Genomic DNA, 18254 nt, shown 5'->3' with positions numbered 1-18254 from the left:
CCTCACGACAGGGCAATGACCTTGCCGGGATTCATGATCCCGGCCGGGTCGAAGCTGCGCTTGATCCGGCGCATCAGGTCGATCTCGATCTCCGAGCGGATCGCTGCCAGTTCGTCCCGCTTCAACTGGCCGATGCCGTGTTCGGCCGAGATCGAGCCGCCAGCCTCCAACACCAGCGCATGCACGATGGCGTTCATCTCCCGCCAGCGCCCAAGGAAGGCGGCCTTGTCGGCGCCGACCGGCTGCGAGATGTTGTAGTGGATATTGCCGTCCCCCAGGTGGCCGAAGGCGCAGATCCGCGCACACGGCATGGCGGCCAGCACGCGCCGTTCGGCTTCCGCCATGAAGCTCGGGATCTTCGAGACGGGTACGGACACGTCGTGTTTGATCGAGCCGCCTTCCGGCTTCTGCGCATCCGACATGCTTTCGCGCATGTGCCAGAGCGCCTTCTGTTGTGCCACGGAACTTGCGATCACCGCATCCTCGATCAGTCCGCTTTCCAGCCCCTGTTCAAGCAGGTTGTGCATCATCGCCTCCGCCGTTTCGGCGGAATCGTTCGTCGAGATATCGATCAGCACATACCAGTCGTGCACCGTCGGCAGCGGATCGCGCACATTGGCGATGTGGCGCGTGGTGAAATCGATGCCGATGCGCGGCATCAGTTCGTAACCCGTCAGCGCCGTGCCGCAGAGGTTCGAGGCCTTTTCGAACAGGCGAAGGGCGTGATCCGGCGAGGGCAGGCCGATGAAGGCGACCTGATGGCCCGCCGGCTGCGGAAAGAGTTTCAGCACCGCCCCGGTAATCACGCCGAGCGTGCCTTCCGCGCCGATGAACAGGTCGCGCAGGTCATAACCGGTATTGTCCTTCTTCAGGCGGCGAAGCCCGTCCCAGATCTCGCCGGTCGGCAGCACCACCTCAAGTCCCAGGCACAGCTGGCGCATGTTGCCATAGGCGAGAACTGCGGTTCCGCCGGCATTGGTCGAGAGGTTGCCGCCGATCCGGCAGGACCCTTCCGAGCCGAGCGACAGCGGAAACAGCCGGTGCACGCTCTCCGCCGCCTTCTGCACATCGGCCAGAATGCAGCCGGCATCGACGACCATCACGTTCGCCAATGGATCGATGTCGCGGATGCGGTTCATCCGCTCCAGCGACAGGATGATGGCGGTCCCGTCCTCGCTCGGTGTCTGCCCGCCCACGAGCCCGGTATTGCCGGTCTGCGGCACGATCGGCGTGTGTGTCTCGCTGGCAAGCTTGAGGATCGCCGAGACCTCTTCCGTCGAACCCGGCTTCAGGATCATCGAGGATTTGCCATGGTAGAGGCCACGGTTCTCGATGAGGCGCGGCGCGATCTCGGCCGCCTCGGTGATCGCATTGCCCGCCCCGACGATGGAAGCGAAACGGGCGAGCAGTTCGGAGGAGGGGCTGCGGAGATCCATGGCGATTGCCTTCCTGCTTTTTTGGTCTGGCTACTGGTCCCTGGGGGCAGCCGCACGGGCGAGGCGATCATTGATCGCTTCGCCGAGCCCCTGCTCCGGAATGGGGGCAATGGCGATGCGGCCTGCGCTCACCGCATCGGCGGCGTGCAGCATGTCGAAGAGGTTGCTCGCGGCTTCCGCCAGGTCGCCGGTCTCGCTGAGCTCGAAGACAGCGGCGGCAGCATCGGCCCCGGCGACGGGCCTGCCGCCGAAACGGATCAGCACTTCGCCGGGCTCGGCTGCGGTTGCGTCCAGCCGCACGGCCGCATTCGGCGCATAATGCGAGGCCAGCATGCCGGGCGCTTCGATCGTGGGGGACGGTGCCGCGGGCCGTTCGATCGGCCGGCCGAGAAGGCGTTCGATCTCCTCTGCCGCAATCCCGCCCGGCCGCAAGAGCCGGATGCACTCGCCCTCGACCTTGACGATAGTGGACTCGACGCCGACATCGGCGCTGCCGCCATCGAGGATCAGGGTAAGCTTCTCGCCCAGATCGTCTGCCACATGCTGGGCGCTGGTCGGGCTGATCCGGCCTGAGGTGTTGGCGCTGGGGGCGGCGAGCGGCCGGTTGAGAAGACGGATCAGGTCACCGGCAAAACCCTTCGGCACCCGCACGCCGACCGTCTCGAGCCCCGCGGTCGCAAGCGCGTGAATGCCGCAACCGCTTTTCAGCGGCAGGACCAGCGTCAACGGTCCCGGCCAGAAGCGTTCGGCCAGCTTTCGCGACAGCGGGTCGAACAGCGCATACCGTTCGGCCATGGCAAGGTCTGCCATATGGCAGATCAGCGGGTTGAAGCGCGGCCGTCCCTTGGTCTCGTAGATGCGGGTGATGGCCGAAGGATTGGTGGCGTCGGCGGCCAAGGCCATAGACGGTTTCCGTTGGAATGACGACGGGAAGCCCCTCGCCAAGGCACGCCGAGGCCTCGGCCAAAGCCAGTTCCGGTTCCTGGGAAATGTCGATGATGCGCGCCGTCATGATGGTCGCTCCATAGACCCAAACCGGCGGGCCACGCAAATTCTTTTGGGGGAGGCCTGTTCAGAGCTTCTTGATGATGTCGCGCAGCGTCTCGTCGCGGGCGCCGAGCAGAAGCACGTTGCGCAGCGCGTCGCCCGGATCGCTGGTGCGGAACAGAAGCCCGTTGCCGCGAACCTTGCGGTTCACCCGTGTGCCGCCGTCCTCATCCGCCTCGATGGCAACGGCGAAATACATGCGTGCGTAATGGGTGCGGATATGCTGGAAGAAGTCAGTGTCGTCGCCGATATCGGCAAGGAAGTTGCAGATATAGAAGGACCAGTCGATCGGTGTGTCGCGCCCGAAGATCGTCCGCGCTGCCGTGACATGACAATAACCGAGATGCGGCTGTTCTTCGAGCGAGCGGGAGAAGAGCACTTTCGGAAACCGGATCGACCGGTGAAAGCTGTTGATCCGCTCATGTGTCTTTTCGCCGGCCGCGGTCAGTTTCTTCTCGGTCCTGGCCGCCACTTCCTCATAGGTCAGATAGCGTTTTTCTTCCGGCAGCCAGTCGCGGCTGTCGCGCGAAATCTTCCCCGTGCGCAGGAATTCCGAATGCGCGGCGGGCTTCAGTTTCGGCACCGATGGCCGGAACGGTTTGGCCTCGAAATATCTGAGCTTCGGTTTTGTGGTCACAGCCGATCGACTCCCGTGGGCCGTACCATTATATGTCGACTTCCTTAACGGTGGCTTGCGTCGTGGCGCCGCGCGGTGGGCTGGCGCCGTTCGAGAAGCGCCTTTGCCGGCTGAAATCGGCTGTCGCTGGCACACCATGTCGCTTTTTGCATGCATGTCGCATTTTGTCGTCAATGCGGAAGCGCATGTCGCATTGTCCACTGAGGGCCTGCGGCGGCCTCGTCTATAGTTTCCAAGACTCGAAAACCCCGCCTCCGAACGGCGGTGAAGAGCATTGCCGGTCGAAGCCGGTGTTGCCTCCAGCAACGGCCGGAACCCTGCCGGTGGCGCGATGAGCCACCTGTTGCGCTCTGCTGGGACCGGGTTCTTGAGAGTTGACGCTTGGCCCACGTGGCGGGCGAAGGTGCGGTTTGGCCCGTCCGGCAAACCTGCCTGCCTCCGCCGTCTTCGACAGGAATGTGTATCATGGATATTCGCAACACGGTGCTGCGGCAGCTCAAGAACCAGCGCGAAGGCTTCAGCCTCGAGCAGCCTTTCTACATCGATCCCGATTATTATCGCCTCGATCTCGAGATGATCTGGTACCGCGACTGGCTGTTCCTCGGCCATGACTGCGAAATTCCGAAGGCCGGCAACTATTTCACGGTGCAGATCGGCGATTACCCGGTCGTCGTGGTGCGTGGCCGCGACAAGGTGATCCGCGCCTTCCACAATACCTGTCGCCACCGTGGCCACCGCGTCTGCACGCAGGACAAGGGGGCTTCCGCCAAGCTCGTCTGTCCCTATCATCAGTGGACCTATGACCTCGACGGTTCGCTCGTCTTCGCCCGCCAAATGGGCGAGGATTTCGACAAGTCGCAGTTCGGCATGAAGCCCGTCCATTGCGAGACCGTCGGCGGCTATATCTTCATCTGTCTTGCCAACGAGGCGCCGGATTTTGCGCCCGTGCGCGCCACCGTCGAGCCCTACATGGCGCCGCATCGCCTGTGGGAGGCGAAGGTCGCTCACAAGAACACGATCATCGAGAAGGGCAACTGGAAGCTCGTCTGGGAAAATAACCGCGAATGTTACCATTGCGCCGGCAACCATCCGGAACTCTGCCGTACCTATCCCGAGGCGCCGACGGCGACCGGCGTGCAGGGCGCAGCCGACGATCCGTTCATTTCCGAACATTGGGAACGCTGCGAGGGTGCCGGCCTGCCGAGCAGCTTCAACATGCACCAGAGCGGCCAGTTCCGTGTCGCCCGCATGCCGCTGATCCAGGATGCGGAAAGCTACACCATGTCTGGCCAGCGCGCCGTCAAGCGGCCGCTGTCGGATGACGTGAAGATCACCCATATCGGCACCATGCTGCTCTTCCATTACCCGACGACCTGGAACCACATGCTGGGCGACCACGCGATTTCCTTCCGCGTCCTGCCGATTTCGGCGGAAGAAACCGCCGTCACCACCACCTGGCTGGTGCACAAGGATGCGGTGGAAGGCGTCGACTACGATCTCGAAGAGCTGACCCATGTCTGGAACATGACCAACGACCAGGATCGTTCGATCGTCGAGGAAAACGCCTTCGGCATCCGCTCGCCCGCTTACGAGCCCGGTCCCTATTCACCGGACCACGAAGGCGGCGTCATGCAGTTCGTCGAATGGTATCGCAATTTCATGATCAACCGCCTTCAGGGTGATCAGGCCAAGCTTGCAGTCGTAGCATAACCGGATGGCAATGGATCTCGCATACAAGCATGTCGATGAGATGCGCCCCTGGTCCGACCGGACGCATCTCCTCGAATGTGTCGCCTGGACGCCGGAAGCGCCGGATGTCGTGACCTTCACCTTCAAGGCGGATCGCCCGGGGCACTGGTTCCGCTATCTGCCCGGCCAGTTCGTCACGCTGGAACTGCCTGTCGGTCCGGAACCGCTGCTGCGCACCTACACGCTGTCCTCGACGCCGTCGCGGCCCTATACGGTGGCGGTCACGGTGAAGGCGCAGAAAAATTCCATCGGAACCCGCTGGATGTTCGAGAACCTGCGCCCCGGCATGAAGATCCGTGCCATCGGGCCGCTCGGTGACTTCTCCTATGTGAAACATCCGGGCGAAAAATATCTCTTCATCTCCGCCGGCTCCGGCATCACGCCGATGATGTCGATGACGCGCGACATGGCGGACCGGCAGCCGGACAGCCAGATTTCCTTCATCCACTGCGCCCGCTCACCGGACGACATCATCTTCCGCTGGGAACTGGAATATCTCGCGCGCCACCTGCCATATTTCCAGCCGGGTTTCATCGTCGAGAATGTCGGCCGCTCGCAGCTCTGGAGCGGGCTTCGCGGTTTCATCGACAAGGCGAAGATCGCGCTTCTGGCGCCGGATTTCCTCGACCGCACCGTCTTCTGCTGCGGTCCGGATCCCTTCATGGCAACGGTCCGCGAATCGCTTTCCGGCGCCGGCTTCGACATGAGCCGGTACCACGAGGAAACCTTTCAGCCGGTGGCCCCCGCAGCACCTGTCGTCGTGCATGAAGGCGAGGAGGGGGCTCCCGCCCACAAGGTGCGGTTTGCCATGGCCGGCAAGGAGGCCACCTGCGAACCGGGCTTCACGGTGTTGCAGACGGCAAGAGCTGCCGGCGTGCGCATTGGCGCTGCCTGCGAATCCGGCCTGTGCGGCACGTGCCGCGTCCTGCTGTTGTCCGGCGAAGTGGACATGAACCACAATGGCGGCATCCTCGACGACGAGATCGAGGAGGGTTACATCCTCGCCTGCTGCTCGCGCCCGAAGACGGATATCGAAGTGGAGGTCTGACCTCCCGGACAGCAAGAAAACCGATGCGAGCGAGGCCGGTGCATCACGCCTTTGTGGTGCGCTGGCCGTGACGGAACCTCTGGCGCACCAGTCGCGTTTCTGCTTCAATAAAGCAGGAAGAGGAAGCTCCCATGAACAGGTTCACCAAGAAGCTCGCAGTTATTGCGACAGCCTTCGCAGTAACGGCGACAGGTTTTTCTCCAGCCTTTTCGATGCCGGCCTTTCCGCGCGATGTCGCACAGGTGCCGGCGCCGATCATCCGCGTCCAGGGTCACCATGAATACGGCGACAACCGCGATCCGGGCCTCGGCCGTTGGCAGCCGCGCAGCTATCACCGCTTCGATCGTCGCGGCGATGGCTATTACAACGGCCATCGCGGTTACCGCGACCGCCGCCCGGGCTATCGTTACCATAACGGTTTCTGGTTCCCGCTCGGGGCGTTTGCCGCAGGCGCGATCATCGGCGGCGCCATGTCCCAGCCGCGGGCCGTGGTTCCAGTCCGTCCGGGCCGTTATACGACCGCGCATTATTCCTGGTGCCAGCAGCGCTACAAGACCTACCGTGCCTATGACAACACCTATGTGGTCAACAGCCGTGGCGATCGCCGCTTCTGCAACTCTCCGTATTGACGGACACCGCTGGCCGGTTGCCCTTTGGGGGTGACCGGTTGCCGGAATGCATCGCCGTTTTGATGAACGGCGCGTTAAGGAGCGGTTCAGGTAGAAGATCCTAGGATACAACCAGAACTGCAGCGAAGAGGGACCGGGGGACATCAGGTCCGGCCTGCAGACCGTCCGGCGAGGGAGTGGAGATCGATGATGAAGAATATCTTGAAGAAACTGACGATTGCCGGCGTGTCTGCGGCCATCCTGAGCACGTCCGTCATGCCGAGCCAGGCGATGCCGCTCGTCTCCGCGCCGCAGGTCGAAAAGCAGGTGGTCGAGGTGCAGTATCGCGATGACCGCTACTGGGATCGGCGTGATCGCTGGGAGCGCCGTCACGACCGTTACGACCGTCGCTGGGACCGCCATGATCGCCGCCATCATTCGAGCGGCAATGCCTGGGTACCGCTGGCCGCCGGTGCGCTGATTGCTGGCGCGCTGATCGCCGGTTCCGCCGCCTCGCAGCCGCGTTATGCCCCGGCCCCGAGCCGTGCCGGCATCAATCCGCGCCATTATGAGTGGTGCTCGGCCCGCTACCGGTCCTACGATAGCTACTCGAACACCTTCCAGCCCTATGGCGGTCCCCGCCAGCAGTGCCTGTCGCCTTATTATTGAACCGAAGCATTTCGGGAGAACGAGAACCGTCCGGTCCTTCCGGGCGGTTTTTGCGTTTTGAGCCTCACAGAATTCCGGCCCGTTTGAGCAGCCACCAGGCGCCGAATACCGAAAGCGCCATGAAGCTGAACGCCAGCATGGTGCCATGCTCTCCATGCGCAAAGGGCAGGGCGGAGGTGTTCATGCCGAAGAAACCGGTCACCAGCGAGGGCGGCAGCAGGAAAGCCGTCATCAGCGACAGGATATAGAGGTGGCGGTTCGTTTCCGAGGAAAGTTTCGAGTCGATTTCTTCGTGCAGCAGGCGTGCCCGGTCCTGCAGCGCATAGACGTCGTGGTCGACCGCCTCCAACCGGCTCGTCAGGCGGCTGGCCACGTCATCGAAACCATGCGGCATCTCGTCGTCGTCGGCGGCCGCGGCGCGGCGCAGAAGCGTCAGGACGGTGCGCAGGTGCCGGTGCAGGCGCACCACCGTGCGGCGCACGGGCGCCAGACGGCGGCGTTCGTCCTGCGTGGTGGCGCCGTAGACGACATCCTCGATCTGGTTCAGCTCTTCCGTCAGCTCGATGACGAGCGAGATCAGCGTGCGCTGGAATTCGGCGACGATCAGCTCGAAGATGTCGATCGGCTGGCGGTAACGCACCGGGTTCTTTTCGACGGCGGCGCGCACCCGGTCGATGGAGCGCAGCGGCTGCAGGCGCGTGGTGATCAGAAGATTGTCGCACACGGCAAAATGCAGCCAGCCGATATCGCGCGTTTCCTCATCGAACTCCCGCTGAAAATCAACGAGCGTGCCATAGATCATGCCGTCTTCCAGCGTGATCGAGGCGTGTGTCTCATGTGTCGTGAGCGCGGTGACCACCGCCGTCGGCAGTTCCGGAAACTCCTCCAGGAAAGCGGCGACGCGCTGGTCGGCAAGGTTCAGATGCAGCCAGCGAAAGCCGTTGCCGACGAAACTCAGATCGGCGCGGGTGGCATCCGGCGGCAGACGGCGGCAAGTGCGTTGCTCGCTGTCGAAGGTGTAGGCCCAGACGAGCCCGGGAATGGACTGGACGATGGACAGCATGGAGGGCTCCTTCGCGGCTGCAGCATCTAGTCACGACACGTGAATGTCTTCAAGACAAACCGGAGGCGCAAACACAAAAGGCGCGCCGGAAAACCGACGCGCCCTGATGTTTATCGTATGATCCGTCGCCGGGATCAGCCGATCATCGCGTTGTCGTTGCGCTTGACGGCGATGACCGTCGAACGCGGCAGCTTGCCTTCGCCATCCGGGAACGGTGCGTCGGGGTGCTGGATGCCGACGAAATGCGTGCGCTTGTCGGCAGACCAGGTCTGGCCGGTGACTTCCGCGCCCTTCGGGGCGGTGAGGAAGCGCTCGATGCGGCCGGTTGCCGGGTCGCCCGCCAGCATCTGGTTGTTGCCCTGACCGGCATAATCGCCGTCGTTGCTGTCTTCGCCGTCCGTCTGGATCCACAGAAGACCGGTCGAATCGAACATCATGCCGTCCGGCGAGTTGAACATGTTGCCTTCGTTGATGTTCGAAGAGCCGGCATAGGCGTCCTTGTGAACGGCCGGGTTGCCGGCCATGCAGAACAGGTCCCACTTGAACTTGTTGTCCGCGTGGTCGTTGTTCTCCGGATACCAGCGCACGATCTGGCCGTAATTGTTCTTCTCGCGCGGGTTGGCTGCATTGAGGCTGAGGACCTCGCCACCGGCATTGGTGCGCGGCTTGCCGTCCTTCGAAGCGCCGCGGTAGCTGTTGTTGGTCAGCGCGCAATAGGCTTCGATGGCGACCGGGTTGATGGCAACCCATTCCGGACGGTCCATGGTGGTGGCGCCGACCTTGGACGCGGCCTGGCGGGTGAAGACGCAGATCTCGTCCATCTTCATGCCGGTCGTTTCCGGCGTCAGGGCAACCCATTCGCCGGTGCTGTCGTCGGCGAACTTGGCAACAAAGAGCGTGCCTTCGTCGAGCAGCTTCGAGGTGTCGCCGCCCGGCACGTAGATGCCGTTCGAGACGTATTTGTAGAGGAATTCGCCACGCTCGTCGTCACCCATGTAAACGACCACGCGGCCGTCACGGGCAATCACAACGGCAGCGTTTTCGTGCTTGATACGGCCGAGAGCGGTGCGCTTGACCGGAACCGAGGTGGCGTTCGACGGATCGATTTCGACGACGTAACCGGCACGGCGCGGTTCGTTCGGGTTCTTCGCGACGTCGAAACGCTCGTCGAACTTCTCGTAGGCATAACGCGTTTCGGCGGAGATGCCGTAACGCTTGTAGTCGGCCGGCATCTTGAACTCGGCATTGGTGGTGCCGTAGTAGCCGTTGAAGTTTTCTTCGCAGGTGAGGTAGGTGCCCCACGGCGTCTTGCCGGCGCCGCAGTTGTTGAAGGTCCCGAGACAGTCCGTGCCGTTCGGGTCTGCCGCCGTCTTGACGAGATCCGAGCCGGCAGCCGGGCCGGACAGCTTCATCGGAGTGTTGTGGTGGATACGGCGGTTGAACGGGCTGTCGAGGACGATTTCCCAGCCGTTTGCGCCTTCGGCCACTTCCATCACGGTCACGCCCTGCATGTTCTGCAGGATGCGCACTTCGTCGAGATTGGCCGGAATGCCTTTTTCGCGGTGCGGCAGGTTGATTTCCGGGTTGACGTATTCGTGGTTGACGGCGATCAGCTGATGGTCGCCGACAACGAAGAGTTCCATGCCGTCGGTGTTTTCACCAAACACCTTGTCCGAGTTCTCCAGGCTGACGCCCTTCATCGGATCGACGTCCGGAACCTTCGAGAACAGCGGCTGGCCCCACTTGGCGAGAGCCTTCCACGAATAACCTTCCGGTACGTGGATCGTGTTGTCGGTGGCGATCGGGATCGGCTTGAACGGGAAACGCGATGCGGCTTCCTGTGCCTGGGCCGAAGTCGAGCTCATCAGGTTGCCGAGCGTGCCCATGGCAGCGGCGGCCGAACCGAAGGCCAGAACGCTGCCGAGGAAACCGCGACGCGATACGGCCGATGCAACGACCCGGTCGAAGTCCGTTTCGGCCGGCGGCGGGTTCTGCAACTCGTCCCACTCGTCCCAGGAAAGCTTGCTCTTGTCGATGTCAGTCATGGTCGTCTCCCCATGTTGGTTTAGAAGGGTTCCAAACTCGGTTACCGCGTAAGCCATGACAGGTTGATGACGAAAACCGCGCCCATCAAAGAGTTGAACAGCCTGCGACAGGACCGCGCAAAACCGGCAAAACATTTGACGTTTACGTAAAAATCAATTAGCCGATAAGGCTAGGATCGGCGCATCTGGGTGGAGACATCGCCGGTCAGGATAAGGGATTGCGGAGGAGCATGCCATGTACAAGGCGCCAGTTGAAGAGATTGCATTCACACTGAAGCATGTGGCGGGCCTCGCGCCTGCGCTCGCCGAAGGGCGGCTGGGAGATCTGACCGACGATCTGGTGGATGCGATCCTCTCCGAAGCGGGCCGTTTCGCCACCGAAGAGGTGGCCCCGCTCGCCGACATAGGCGACCGGCAGGGCGCAAAACTGGTTGACGGCAAGGTCATCGTGCCGGAGGGCTGGGACGGGCTTTACCGCGCCTGGGCCGAAGGCGGCTGGAACTCGTTGACCGCTTCGCCGGACTTCGGCGGGCAGGGGCTTCCCCACATGCTGAATGTCGCGGCGCTGGAAATGTGGAATTCCGGCTCGATGGCCTTTGCACTCGGCCCGACGCTGACCATGGGCGCGGTCGACGCGCTGACGGCACACGGTTCGGAGGCGCTGAAAGCGACCTATCTGCCGAAAATGGTGTCCGGCGAATGGACCGGCACCATGAACCTCACCGAACCGCATGCCGGCTCCGATCTCGGCGTCATGAAGAGCCGCGCGGAACGCCGCGACGACGGCACCTACCGCATCTTCGGCCAGAAGATCTATATCACCTGGGGTGAGCACGACATCACCGAGAACATCATCCACCTGGTGCTCGCCCGCCTGCCGGATGCGCCGGCTGGAACCCGTGGCATCTCGCTCTTCCTCGTGCCGAAATTCCTGGTGAACGCGGATGGTTCACTTGGGCCCCGCAACGATCTGCATTGCCACTCGATCGAACACAAGCTCGGCATTCACGGGTCGCCCACCTGCACGATGATCTATGGCGACGGCAAGTTCGGCGATGAGCCGGGTGCGATCGGCTACCTGGTCGGCGAGGAGAACAAGGGGCTGGCCTGTATGTTCACCATGATGAACAATGCGCGACTGGCCGTCGGCATGCAGGGGGTGGCCATCTGCGAGGCCGCCACCCAGAAGGCGATCCAGTATGCCAAGGACCGCACGCAGGGCAAAGCACCCGGCTGGACCGGTTCCGGCATGAGCCCGATCATCGAACACCCGGATGTCGCGCGCATGCTCGTCACCATGAAGGCGCTGACGCAAGGCGCGCGCGCCATTTGTTATGCCTGCGCCCACGCGACCGACATTGCCCATACGGCAGAAGGCGACGAAGCGCGCCATTTCGCCGAGCGCGCAGCCCTTCTGACGCCGATTGCCAAGAGTTTCGCCACCGATGCGGGCGTGGATGTCGCCTCGCTTGGCATCCAGGTACATGGCGGCATGGGTTTCATCGAGGAAACCGGGGCTGCCCGCCTGTGGCGTGATGCCCGCATCGCGCCGATCTACGAGGGCACCAACGGCATCCAGGCCGCCGATCTCGTTACCCGCAAACTGCCGCTGTCCGGCGGGGCGCAGGTGCGCGGTTTCATCGCCGAGCTCAGAGAGATTGCCGAACAGGCGCGCGCCTCCAACCTCGACGGTTTCGGCGAAACGGCGGAGCGTCTGTCGGCAAGCCTCGCCGATCTGGAAGAGGCGACCGACTGGCTGCTCGCTCGCCTTGCCGCCGGCGATGCGGCGGCGGCTCTTGCCGGCGCAACACCCTACCAGCGCCTGTTCGGCCTGACGCTGACGGGCGCCTACCTCGCCAAGGGGGCGCTCGCCGATGAGGACCACGGTCGTGCCGAGCGCCTGGTACTTTGCCGTTTCGCCGCGGAAAACCTGATCGCCGAAACCGCCGCACTGAAGGACCGCGTCATCCGCGGCGCCGACAGCCTTGCGGCGGCGCGGATGTTGTTCGCTTAAGGACTTGCTCTGGGCGAGGCGGCCCCTCATCCGCCTGCCGGCACCTTCTCCCCGCCAGCGGGGAGAAGGGAGAGGGCCGCGACGCCTCCGTTCCCCCTCGCCCCGTTCACGGGGAGAGGGTGGCCGAGCGGAGCGGAGGCCGGGTGAGGGGCTTTCTGCGCGACGGATCGTATTGAACGAGGACAATTGATGACCGACCACATCCTGATCGAACGTCCAGAGACCCATCCGGGCGTGCTTGTCATCCGGTTCAACAGGCCGGACAAGAAAAATGCCATCACCTCTGCCATGTACCGCGCCATGGTCGCAGGCCTGCATGAGGCGGGTCATGAGGGTGCGATCAAGGCGGTTGCCTTTCTCGGCACGGATGGCTGTTTTTCCGCCGGCAACGATATGGGCGATTTCCTCGCTTATGCCATGTCGGGCTCCTCGGAGCCGCCCGCCGCGGTGGATTTCCTGAAGGTTCTGGCAAGTTACGGCAAGCCGCTTGTGTCCGGCGTTGATGGTCTGGCGATCGGCATCGGCACGACGCTCCACATGCATTGCGACCTGACGGTCGCCTCGACGCGCAGCCTGTTCAAGACGCCATTCGTCGATCTGGCGCTGGTGCCGGAAGCGGCCTCCAGCCTGCTCGCGCCGCGCATGATGGGCCACCAGCGCGCCTTTGCCCTGCTGGCCGCCGGCGAAGGTTTTTCGGCCGAGCAGGCACGGGAAGCCGGTCTTGTCTGGAAGGTTGTCGCGCCGGAGGAGGTTGAGGCCGAAACGCTGAAACTCGCCGCCTCGCTCGCCGCAAAACCCGCAGGAGCGCTCAAGATCGCCCGCGATCTGGTGCGTGGTTCCACCGAAGACGTGCTCGCCCGCATCGATGCGGAAATGGTGCATTTTTCCGCACAACTGCGCAGCGCCGAAGCCCGCGCCGCCTTCGAAGCTTTTCTGAAGCGTTAAAGCTCTTCCGCAGGAGGCGTTTGTGGGAAGTGGCAAGCGAGCGTGACGACACGCTCCGGGGCGCGGTTCGATGGCCCAAGGGTCCGGCTTGTGTTTAAAGGTGCCTTAACGCTTCTTGGCTAGCGTCTGCCCGATGCTTTTTGAGGGCATACGCAACGTCATGACGGTGTTGTGGTCAGTGCGACTGAGACAACGATCAATCAGGCCGCCCCCGCTCCCCCCTAGGCGCCTGACCACTGCAGGGTTGCCTTCCGTGCGCTCCAAATCCAATTTGATGACCAAAATCCTTGTGGCCGCTTCTCTTGTAATTGTTGCGGCATTCGGCGGTTTTTCCTTTTATATCGATAGCCTGCAGAGCAATGTGACGGAGAGAGCCGTCCGCAGCGAAATCGAGGCGTCGGGTTCGCAGGCGGCACAAAGCATTGCCAACTGGTTGGCGGCACGCGTGATGCTGACGGAATTGGCCGGCAGTGCTGCCGCAAAGGCCGGATCACCGCAGGCCATCACCGCCGCCTTCGACAATCCGGTGCTGCTGCGCGAGTTCTTGTCAACCTATGTCGGCGACGAGCAGGGCACGTTCACCAGCGTTCCGGAGCAGCCGCTGCCGGCTGACTACGACCCGCGCAAACGCCCCTGGTACAAGGAGGCCGTCAATGCCGGCAAGCTGGTTCTGACCGATCCCTATAACGACGCCTCGACCGGAAACCTCATCATCAGCGCGGCCATGCCGGTCAAACGCGATGGAAAACTCTTCGGCGTCGCGGCCAGCGATTTTTCCCTCACCACGCTGGTCGGCATGATCAAGTCAGTGGATGTGGGTGGCAAGGGGTCTGCCTTCCTCGTCAAGAGCGATGGCACCATTCTTGTTCACCGCGACCAGACGCTGGTGACCAAGAAACTCGCCGATCGTTTCCCGCAGAACACGCCGGTCATCAGTTCCACGCTCTCGGAAACGACGGTTGGCGGCAAATCGGTGCTGGTCAGCTTCCTCCCGATCAATGGATTGCCGCGCAGCGATTGGTATCTCGGGGTCGAGATTGACCGCGACCTCGCCTTTGCCAGCGTCTCGGCCTTCCGCGCCGCCTTTGCTGTGGCGACCATTGCCGGCGTCTGCACGATGATTGCGGTTCTGGCGGTGCTTCTGTCGCGTCTGGTTGTCCGTCCGGTCACGGACATGACCGGCGCGATGGGCCGGCTTGCCAGTGGCGATGTCTCGGTCTCCATTCCCGGCACCAGCCGCCGCGACGAGATCGGCCATATGGCCGCTGCTGTGGCGGTCTTCCGTGACAACATGCAAGAGCGCAGCCGGCTGGCAGAGGAGGCGGAGGAAACCCGCGCAATGGGCGAACAGGAGCGGCGCGACCGCGAAGCCGCCAAGGCGCAGGCGGACGAACAGACGGCCTTCGCCGTCCACTCCCTCGCCGAGGGGCTCGGACAATTGTCGAACGGCGATCTGACCTGCGTGATCCAGACACCGTTCGCGGGCGATCTCGACAGGCTGCGCGTCGATTTCAACACCGCCGTCAGCAAGCTGAACGATGCGCTCGCGACAGTGGGGCGCAACGCCCGGGCGATCGATACCGGTGCGTCCGAAATCCGCGCATCGGCCGACAATCTGGCTCGCCGGACAGAGCAGCAGGCCGCTTCGGTGGAAGAAACCGCTGCGGCCCTGGAAGAGATCACCACCACGGTGAAGGATTCCAGCCGACGCGCCGAAGAGGTGGGCGAGCTTGTTGCCCGTGCGCGCGGCGGTGCCGAGAAGTCCGGCGAGATCGTCGACAAGGCGGTACAGGCCATGCAGGAAATCGAAAGATCGTCGAGCCAGATTTCCAACATCATCGGCGTCATTGACGATATCGCGTTCCAGACGAACCTGCTGGCGCTCAACGCCGGCGTCGAGGCCGCGCGCGCCGGCGAGGCTGGCAAGGGCTTTGCCGTGGTCGCGCAGGAGGTGCGTGAGCTTGCCCAGCGTTCTGCCACCGCGGCAAAGGAGATCAAGGCGTTGATCACGTCCTCCGTCAACCAGGTGCAGAATGGCGTGACCCTCGTCAATCAGACAGGCGAGGCGCTCGATGTCATCGTCCGGGATGTGCAGGAGATCAACCGCAATATCGAAGCGATCGTGCGGGCCGCGCGCGAACAGTCGACCGGGTTGCAGGAGATCAATACCGCAGTCAACACGATGGATCAGGGCACGCAGCAGAACGCCGCCATGGTCGAGGAGCAGACTGCGGCAAGCCATGGCCTGGCCGGCGAAGCCGCGACCCTCAATGCGCTGCTGGCTCAGTTCCGGATCGGCGACGAAGCAAATCCGGCAAGAACCTCGCAGGGGGGCGGAACACGCCGGGCAGCCTGAGCAAGACTGGCCTGGCACCGCACGGATGTCCACGCGCCTGGCACAGGCGCGTGGAACCGGTCTTCGTCGCGAGACCTCTTTTCCCTCGCATTCACGCCGCGTTCATTCCTGCTGGCCAAGGATGATGCGATGATGATCAACCTGTGCGGAGTTTCCTCATGATTCGATTGATGACCGGTCTTTCGCTGCTGCTCATGACATCGGCGGCGGCCATGGCGCAGTCCACGGGTCCCAACACCCGTGTCATCAACGAGAACGATTACAAGCCGCGCCAGCGATATGTTTGCGTGGTGCCGCCACAGGACAGCGCCAAGCAGAAATACCCGAATGTCTGCCGCGCACAGGAAGGCCGGGTCGGCGGTCGTTGCCGTTGCAGCGGCGTGGTCGGCAATGGCACGCTGCAGCTCGGCGGCTGAGCCTTACCGTTCCAGCAGCGCCACGGCTTCTACATGTGATGACCAGAGGAACTGGTCGACGGGCGTGACCGAAACGACCTTGTAGCCGCCCTTGATCAGGATCGAGAGGTCGCGCGCGAGCGTCAGCGGATTGCAGCTGACCGCCACCACTTTCTTGACGGAGGACAGCGCCAGTTCGCGGCACTGTGCCTCGGCGCCGGCGCGCGGCGGGTCGAAGACGACGGCGTCATAGGTCTTCAGCTCCTGCGGTGTCATCGGCCGGCGAAAGAGATCGCGCCGCTCGACGCTGACCGGCTTCAGCCCCTGCGTATTGCGGGCCGCCTGATCGAGCGCCTTCACTGCCTTGTCTTCCGATTCCACGGCATGCACGCTGCTCTTGCGGGCGATCCGGAGCGCAAAGGTGCCGATGCCGGCAAACAGGTCCGCCACACGTTTGGCCTTGCCGAGATGCGCGATCGCCATCTCGGCCATCGCCTCTTCCGCCTCGCGGGTCGCCTGGGTAAAAGCGCCAGGTGGCAACACCACCCGCGCGCCGCCGAAATCGAGCAGCGGTTTTTCCGGTTCGATGAGGATTTCGCCATTGATCGAGACACGGGCAATGCCGGAAAGCTTGAGCACCGCATTGGTGACCGCCCGGCGCTCCGCTTCCTTCAGGCCGTTGCGCACCCCTTCCAGTGAGATGTCGAGGCCCGTCACGGTTTCGGTGACGACGATGCGGAAGGCATCGCAGCCGCTCGCTCGCGAAATCGCCTTAAGCGCATCCAGCCGGCCGATAATGCCGGAGGATGCGATGGGACATTCCTCCATCGGCACCACATGGTGGGTCTCGGCCTGATTGATGCCGATGACGATCTCCTTTTCGCGCCGGCGCACCGTCAGCACCATCCGGCGGCGCTGGTGGGGATGGGCTTCCACCGTCTCACCCACGCCCACGTCGATGCCCTGCGATTTCAAGGCGTCGATGAGGATCTGCCGTTTGAAGGCATTGTAGGGCGTCTTTGCCTGGTGCTGCAGCACGCAGCCGCCGCAGGTGCCGCCCACGCCATCCGGGCCGAAATGCCGGCAGGGCGGCGTCACACGGTCGGGCGAGACGGTGGTGATCGACATGATCGTGCCCTGGTTTTTCACCCTGGCGATTGCTACCGTTTCGCCTGGCAGCGCATAAGGCACGAAGACCGGCCCGTCGGTGGTATGCGCGACGCCGTCGCCCTTGGCGCCAAGGCTCGCGATCGAGACTGTCTGCGTGCTCATTCCTGGTCCTCGTCCGCGTCCTGGTCTGCGAGGACCTTGCGCCCCGCCAGCAGATATTCCTGGTTGCCATCGCCGCCGGCGATCGGGGAGGGGATCAGCCCAAGGCTTGCCCAGCCCATGTCCTCCACCAGCCAGCGTTCCAGTTCGGCGGCGACCTCTGGCGCGCTCTCCGGATCGCGCAGCAGCCCGCCCTTGCCGATTGCCTCGCGCCCCGCCTCGAATTGTGGCTTCACCAGCAGCACGCAGAGCGAACCCTGTTCCGCAAGCTGAAGAGCCGGCGGCAGCGCGAGCTTCAGCGAGATGAACGAGACGTCCGAGACGACGAGCGTCACCGGTTCGGGGCCGATATCCTCGCGCTCCATATGCCGGGCGTTCAGCCCTTCCAGATTGGTGACACGCCGGTCGGAGGCGATCATCGGGTGCATCTGTCCGTGCCCGACATCGACCGCCACAACATGCTGCGCACCGCGTTCCAGCAGCACTTGCGTAAAGCCGCCGGTCGAGGCGCCGATATCGAGACAGCGATGTCCCGCCGGATCAATGCCGAAATGATCGAGCGCGGCCGTCAGCTTCAGTGCTGCGCGCGACACATAGGCCTGGGCGGGATCATCGATGGCAAGGTCTGCATCGGCGGCAACCACCTGGCCCGGTTTTTCGACGACGCTGCCGTTGACACGCACGGTGCCGCGCACCACCGCATCGCGGGCGCGCGAGCGGCTGGCAAACAGGCCGCGGCTGACCAGAAGCTGGTCCAGTCTTTCGGAGGATTTGGATGTCATCTGCCGTCAATGCCGGTCCTTGGCCCGCGGCGCAAGGGAAAAGGCGTGCGCATGCACACAACACTTGACGAATGTCATTTCCAGGCAAAATGCAGGTGAGCGAGTACCAAAAAAGTGGTGCTGAGATGATGATACGCGAGAGTTGAGGCGCGCGGGCAACGCAATTTTAACATCCATCGGATTCTCTGTCG

General features: G+C 63.3%; 14 protein-coding genes and 1 pseudogene. 8 read left to right on the top strand and 7 right to left on the bottom strand.

The features are described 5' to 3' along the window. Positions 1–2 precede the first annotated feature (2 nt). The 3 genes and pseudogenes from OU993_RS03085 to OU993_RS03075 all read right to left on the bottom strand — a co-directional run bounded on the left by OU993_RS03085 (position 3) and on the right by OU993_RS03075 (position 3120). Positions 3–1436 (bottom strand): FAD-binding oxidoreductase, encoded by a 1434-nt coding sequence (locus OU993_RS03085; RefSeq protein WP_268154789.1) that lies wholly within the window; start codon positions 1434–1436, stop codon positions 3–5. Positions 1437–1466: 30 nt separating this feature from the next. After that, positions 1467–2448, bottom strand: a pseudogene (locus OU993_RS03080) (L-threonylcarbamoyladenylate synthase). A gap of 60 nt (positions 2449–2508) precedes the next feature. Then, positions 2509–3120 (bottom strand): DUF6656 family protein, encoded by a 612-nt coding sequence (locus OU993_RS03075; RefSeq protein WP_442792858.1) that lies wholly within the window; start codon positions 3118–3120, stop codon positions 2509–2511. Between the two features lie 465 nt (positions 3121–3585). Between OU993_RS03075 and OU993_RS03070 the strand changes: the two genes are divergently transcribed. The 4 genes from OU993_RS03070 to OU993_RS03055 all read left to right on the top strand — a co-directional run bounded on the left by OU993_RS03070 (position 3586) and on the right by OU993_RS03055 (position 7194). Next, complete coding sequence (locus OU993_RS03070) at positions 3586–4830, top strand: aromatic ring-hydroxylating oxygenase subunit alpha (protein ID WP_268154788.1); 1245 nt, start codon at positions 3586–3588, stop codon at positions 4828–4830. A gap of 10 nt (positions 4831–4840) precedes the next feature. Next, on the top strand, positions 4841–5917 hold the full coding sequence (locus OU993_RS03065; RefSeq protein WP_268157479.1) for a hybrid-cluster NAD(P)-dependent oxidoreductase: 1077 nt from the start codon (positions 4841–4843) through the stop codon (positions 5915–5917). Positions 5918–6048: 131 nt separating this feature from the next. After that, positions 6049–6546 carry a BA14K family protein gene (locus OU993_RS03060; protein WP_268154787.1) on the top strand — a complete coding sequence of 166 codons (498 nt, stop codon included), beginning with the start codon at positions 6049–6051 and terminating at the stop codon, positions 6544–6546. A gap of 186 nt (positions 6547–6732) precedes the next feature. After that, positions 6733–7194, top strand: coding sequence for a BA14K family protein (locus tag OU993_RS03055; RefSeq protein WP_326493821.1), 462 nt, complete (start codon positions 6733–6735; stop codon positions 7192–7194). Positions 7195–7258: 64 nt separating this feature from the next. On the opposite strand, the gene OU993_RS03050 is transcribed toward OU993_RS03055, so the two are convergent. Beyond that, complete coding sequence (locus OU993_RS03050) at positions 7259–8257, bottom strand: transporter (RefSeq protein WP_268154786.1); 999 nt, start codon at positions 8255–8257, stop codon at positions 7259–7261. Between the two features lie 134 nt (positions 8258–8391). Next, positions 8392–10302, bottom strand: a complete 1911-nt coding sequence (locus tag OU993_RS03045; protein ID WP_268154785.1) for a PhoX family protein — start codon at positions 10300–10302, stop codon at positions 8392–8394. A gap of 235 nt (positions 10303–10537) precedes the next feature. Here OU993_RS03045 and OU993_RS03040 point away from each other — a divergent pair, with 235 nt between their 5' ends. From OU993_RS03040 to OU993_RS03025, 4 genes are all read left to right on the top strand, one after another. Then, positions 10538–12316, top strand: coding sequence for an acyl-CoA dehydrogenase (locus OU993_RS03040; protein WP_268154784.1), 1779 nt, complete (start codon positions 10538–10540; stop codon positions 12314–12316). Positions 12317–12505: 189 nt separating this feature from the next. Continuing rightward, on the top strand, positions 12506–13261 hold the full coding sequence (locus tag OU993_RS03035; RefSeq protein WP_268154783.1) for a crotonase/enoyl-CoA hydratase family protein: 756 nt from the start codon (positions 12506–12508) through the stop codon (positions 13259–13261). A 253-nt stretch (positions 13262–13514) separates the two neighbouring features. Next, entirely contained in the window at positions 13515–15617 is a 2103-nt protein-coding gene (locus OU993_RS03030) for a methyl-accepting chemotaxis protein (protein ID WP_326493820.1), read from the top strand. Between the two features lie 158 nt (positions 15618–15775). Further along, positions 15776–16033 carry a hypothetical protein gene (locus OU993_RS03025; protein WP_268154781.1) on the top strand — a complete coding sequence of 86 codons (258 nt, stop codon included), beginning with the start codon at positions 15776–15778 and terminating at the stop codon, positions 16031–16033. A gap of 3 nt (positions 16034–16036) precedes the next feature. Here OU993_RS03025 and OU993_RS03020 read toward each other — a convergent pair whose 3' ends face one another. Together OU993_RS03020 and OU993_RS03015 are read right to left on the bottom strand one after the other, a co-directional pair. Continuing rightward, positions 16037–17284 carry a class I SAM-dependent RNA methyltransferase gene (locus OU993_RS03020; protein WP_268154780.1) on the bottom strand — a complete coding sequence of 416 codons (1248 nt, stop codon included), beginning with the start codon at positions 17282–17284 and terminating at the stop codon, positions 16037–16039. After that, a complete protein-coding gene (locus tag OU993_RS03015) occupies positions 17281–18063 on the bottom strand; it encodes a TlyA family RNA methyltransferase (protein ID WP_268154779.1) in 783 nt (260 codons plus the stop codon). The genes OU993_RS03020 and OU993_RS03015 overlap by 4 nt, the downstream gene beginning before the upstream one ends. Positions 18064–18254 lie beyond the last annotated feature (191 nt).

The organism is Rhizobium sp. SL86 (genome assembly GCF_026672545.1).
In the GTDB taxonomy this organism is placed as follows: Bacteria; Pseudomonadota; Alphaproteobacteria; order Rhizobiales; family Rhizobiaceae; genus Neorhizobium.
Note: the sequence above shows the minus strand (reverse complement) of the source record. Positions and strands in the feature narration are given on the sequence as shown.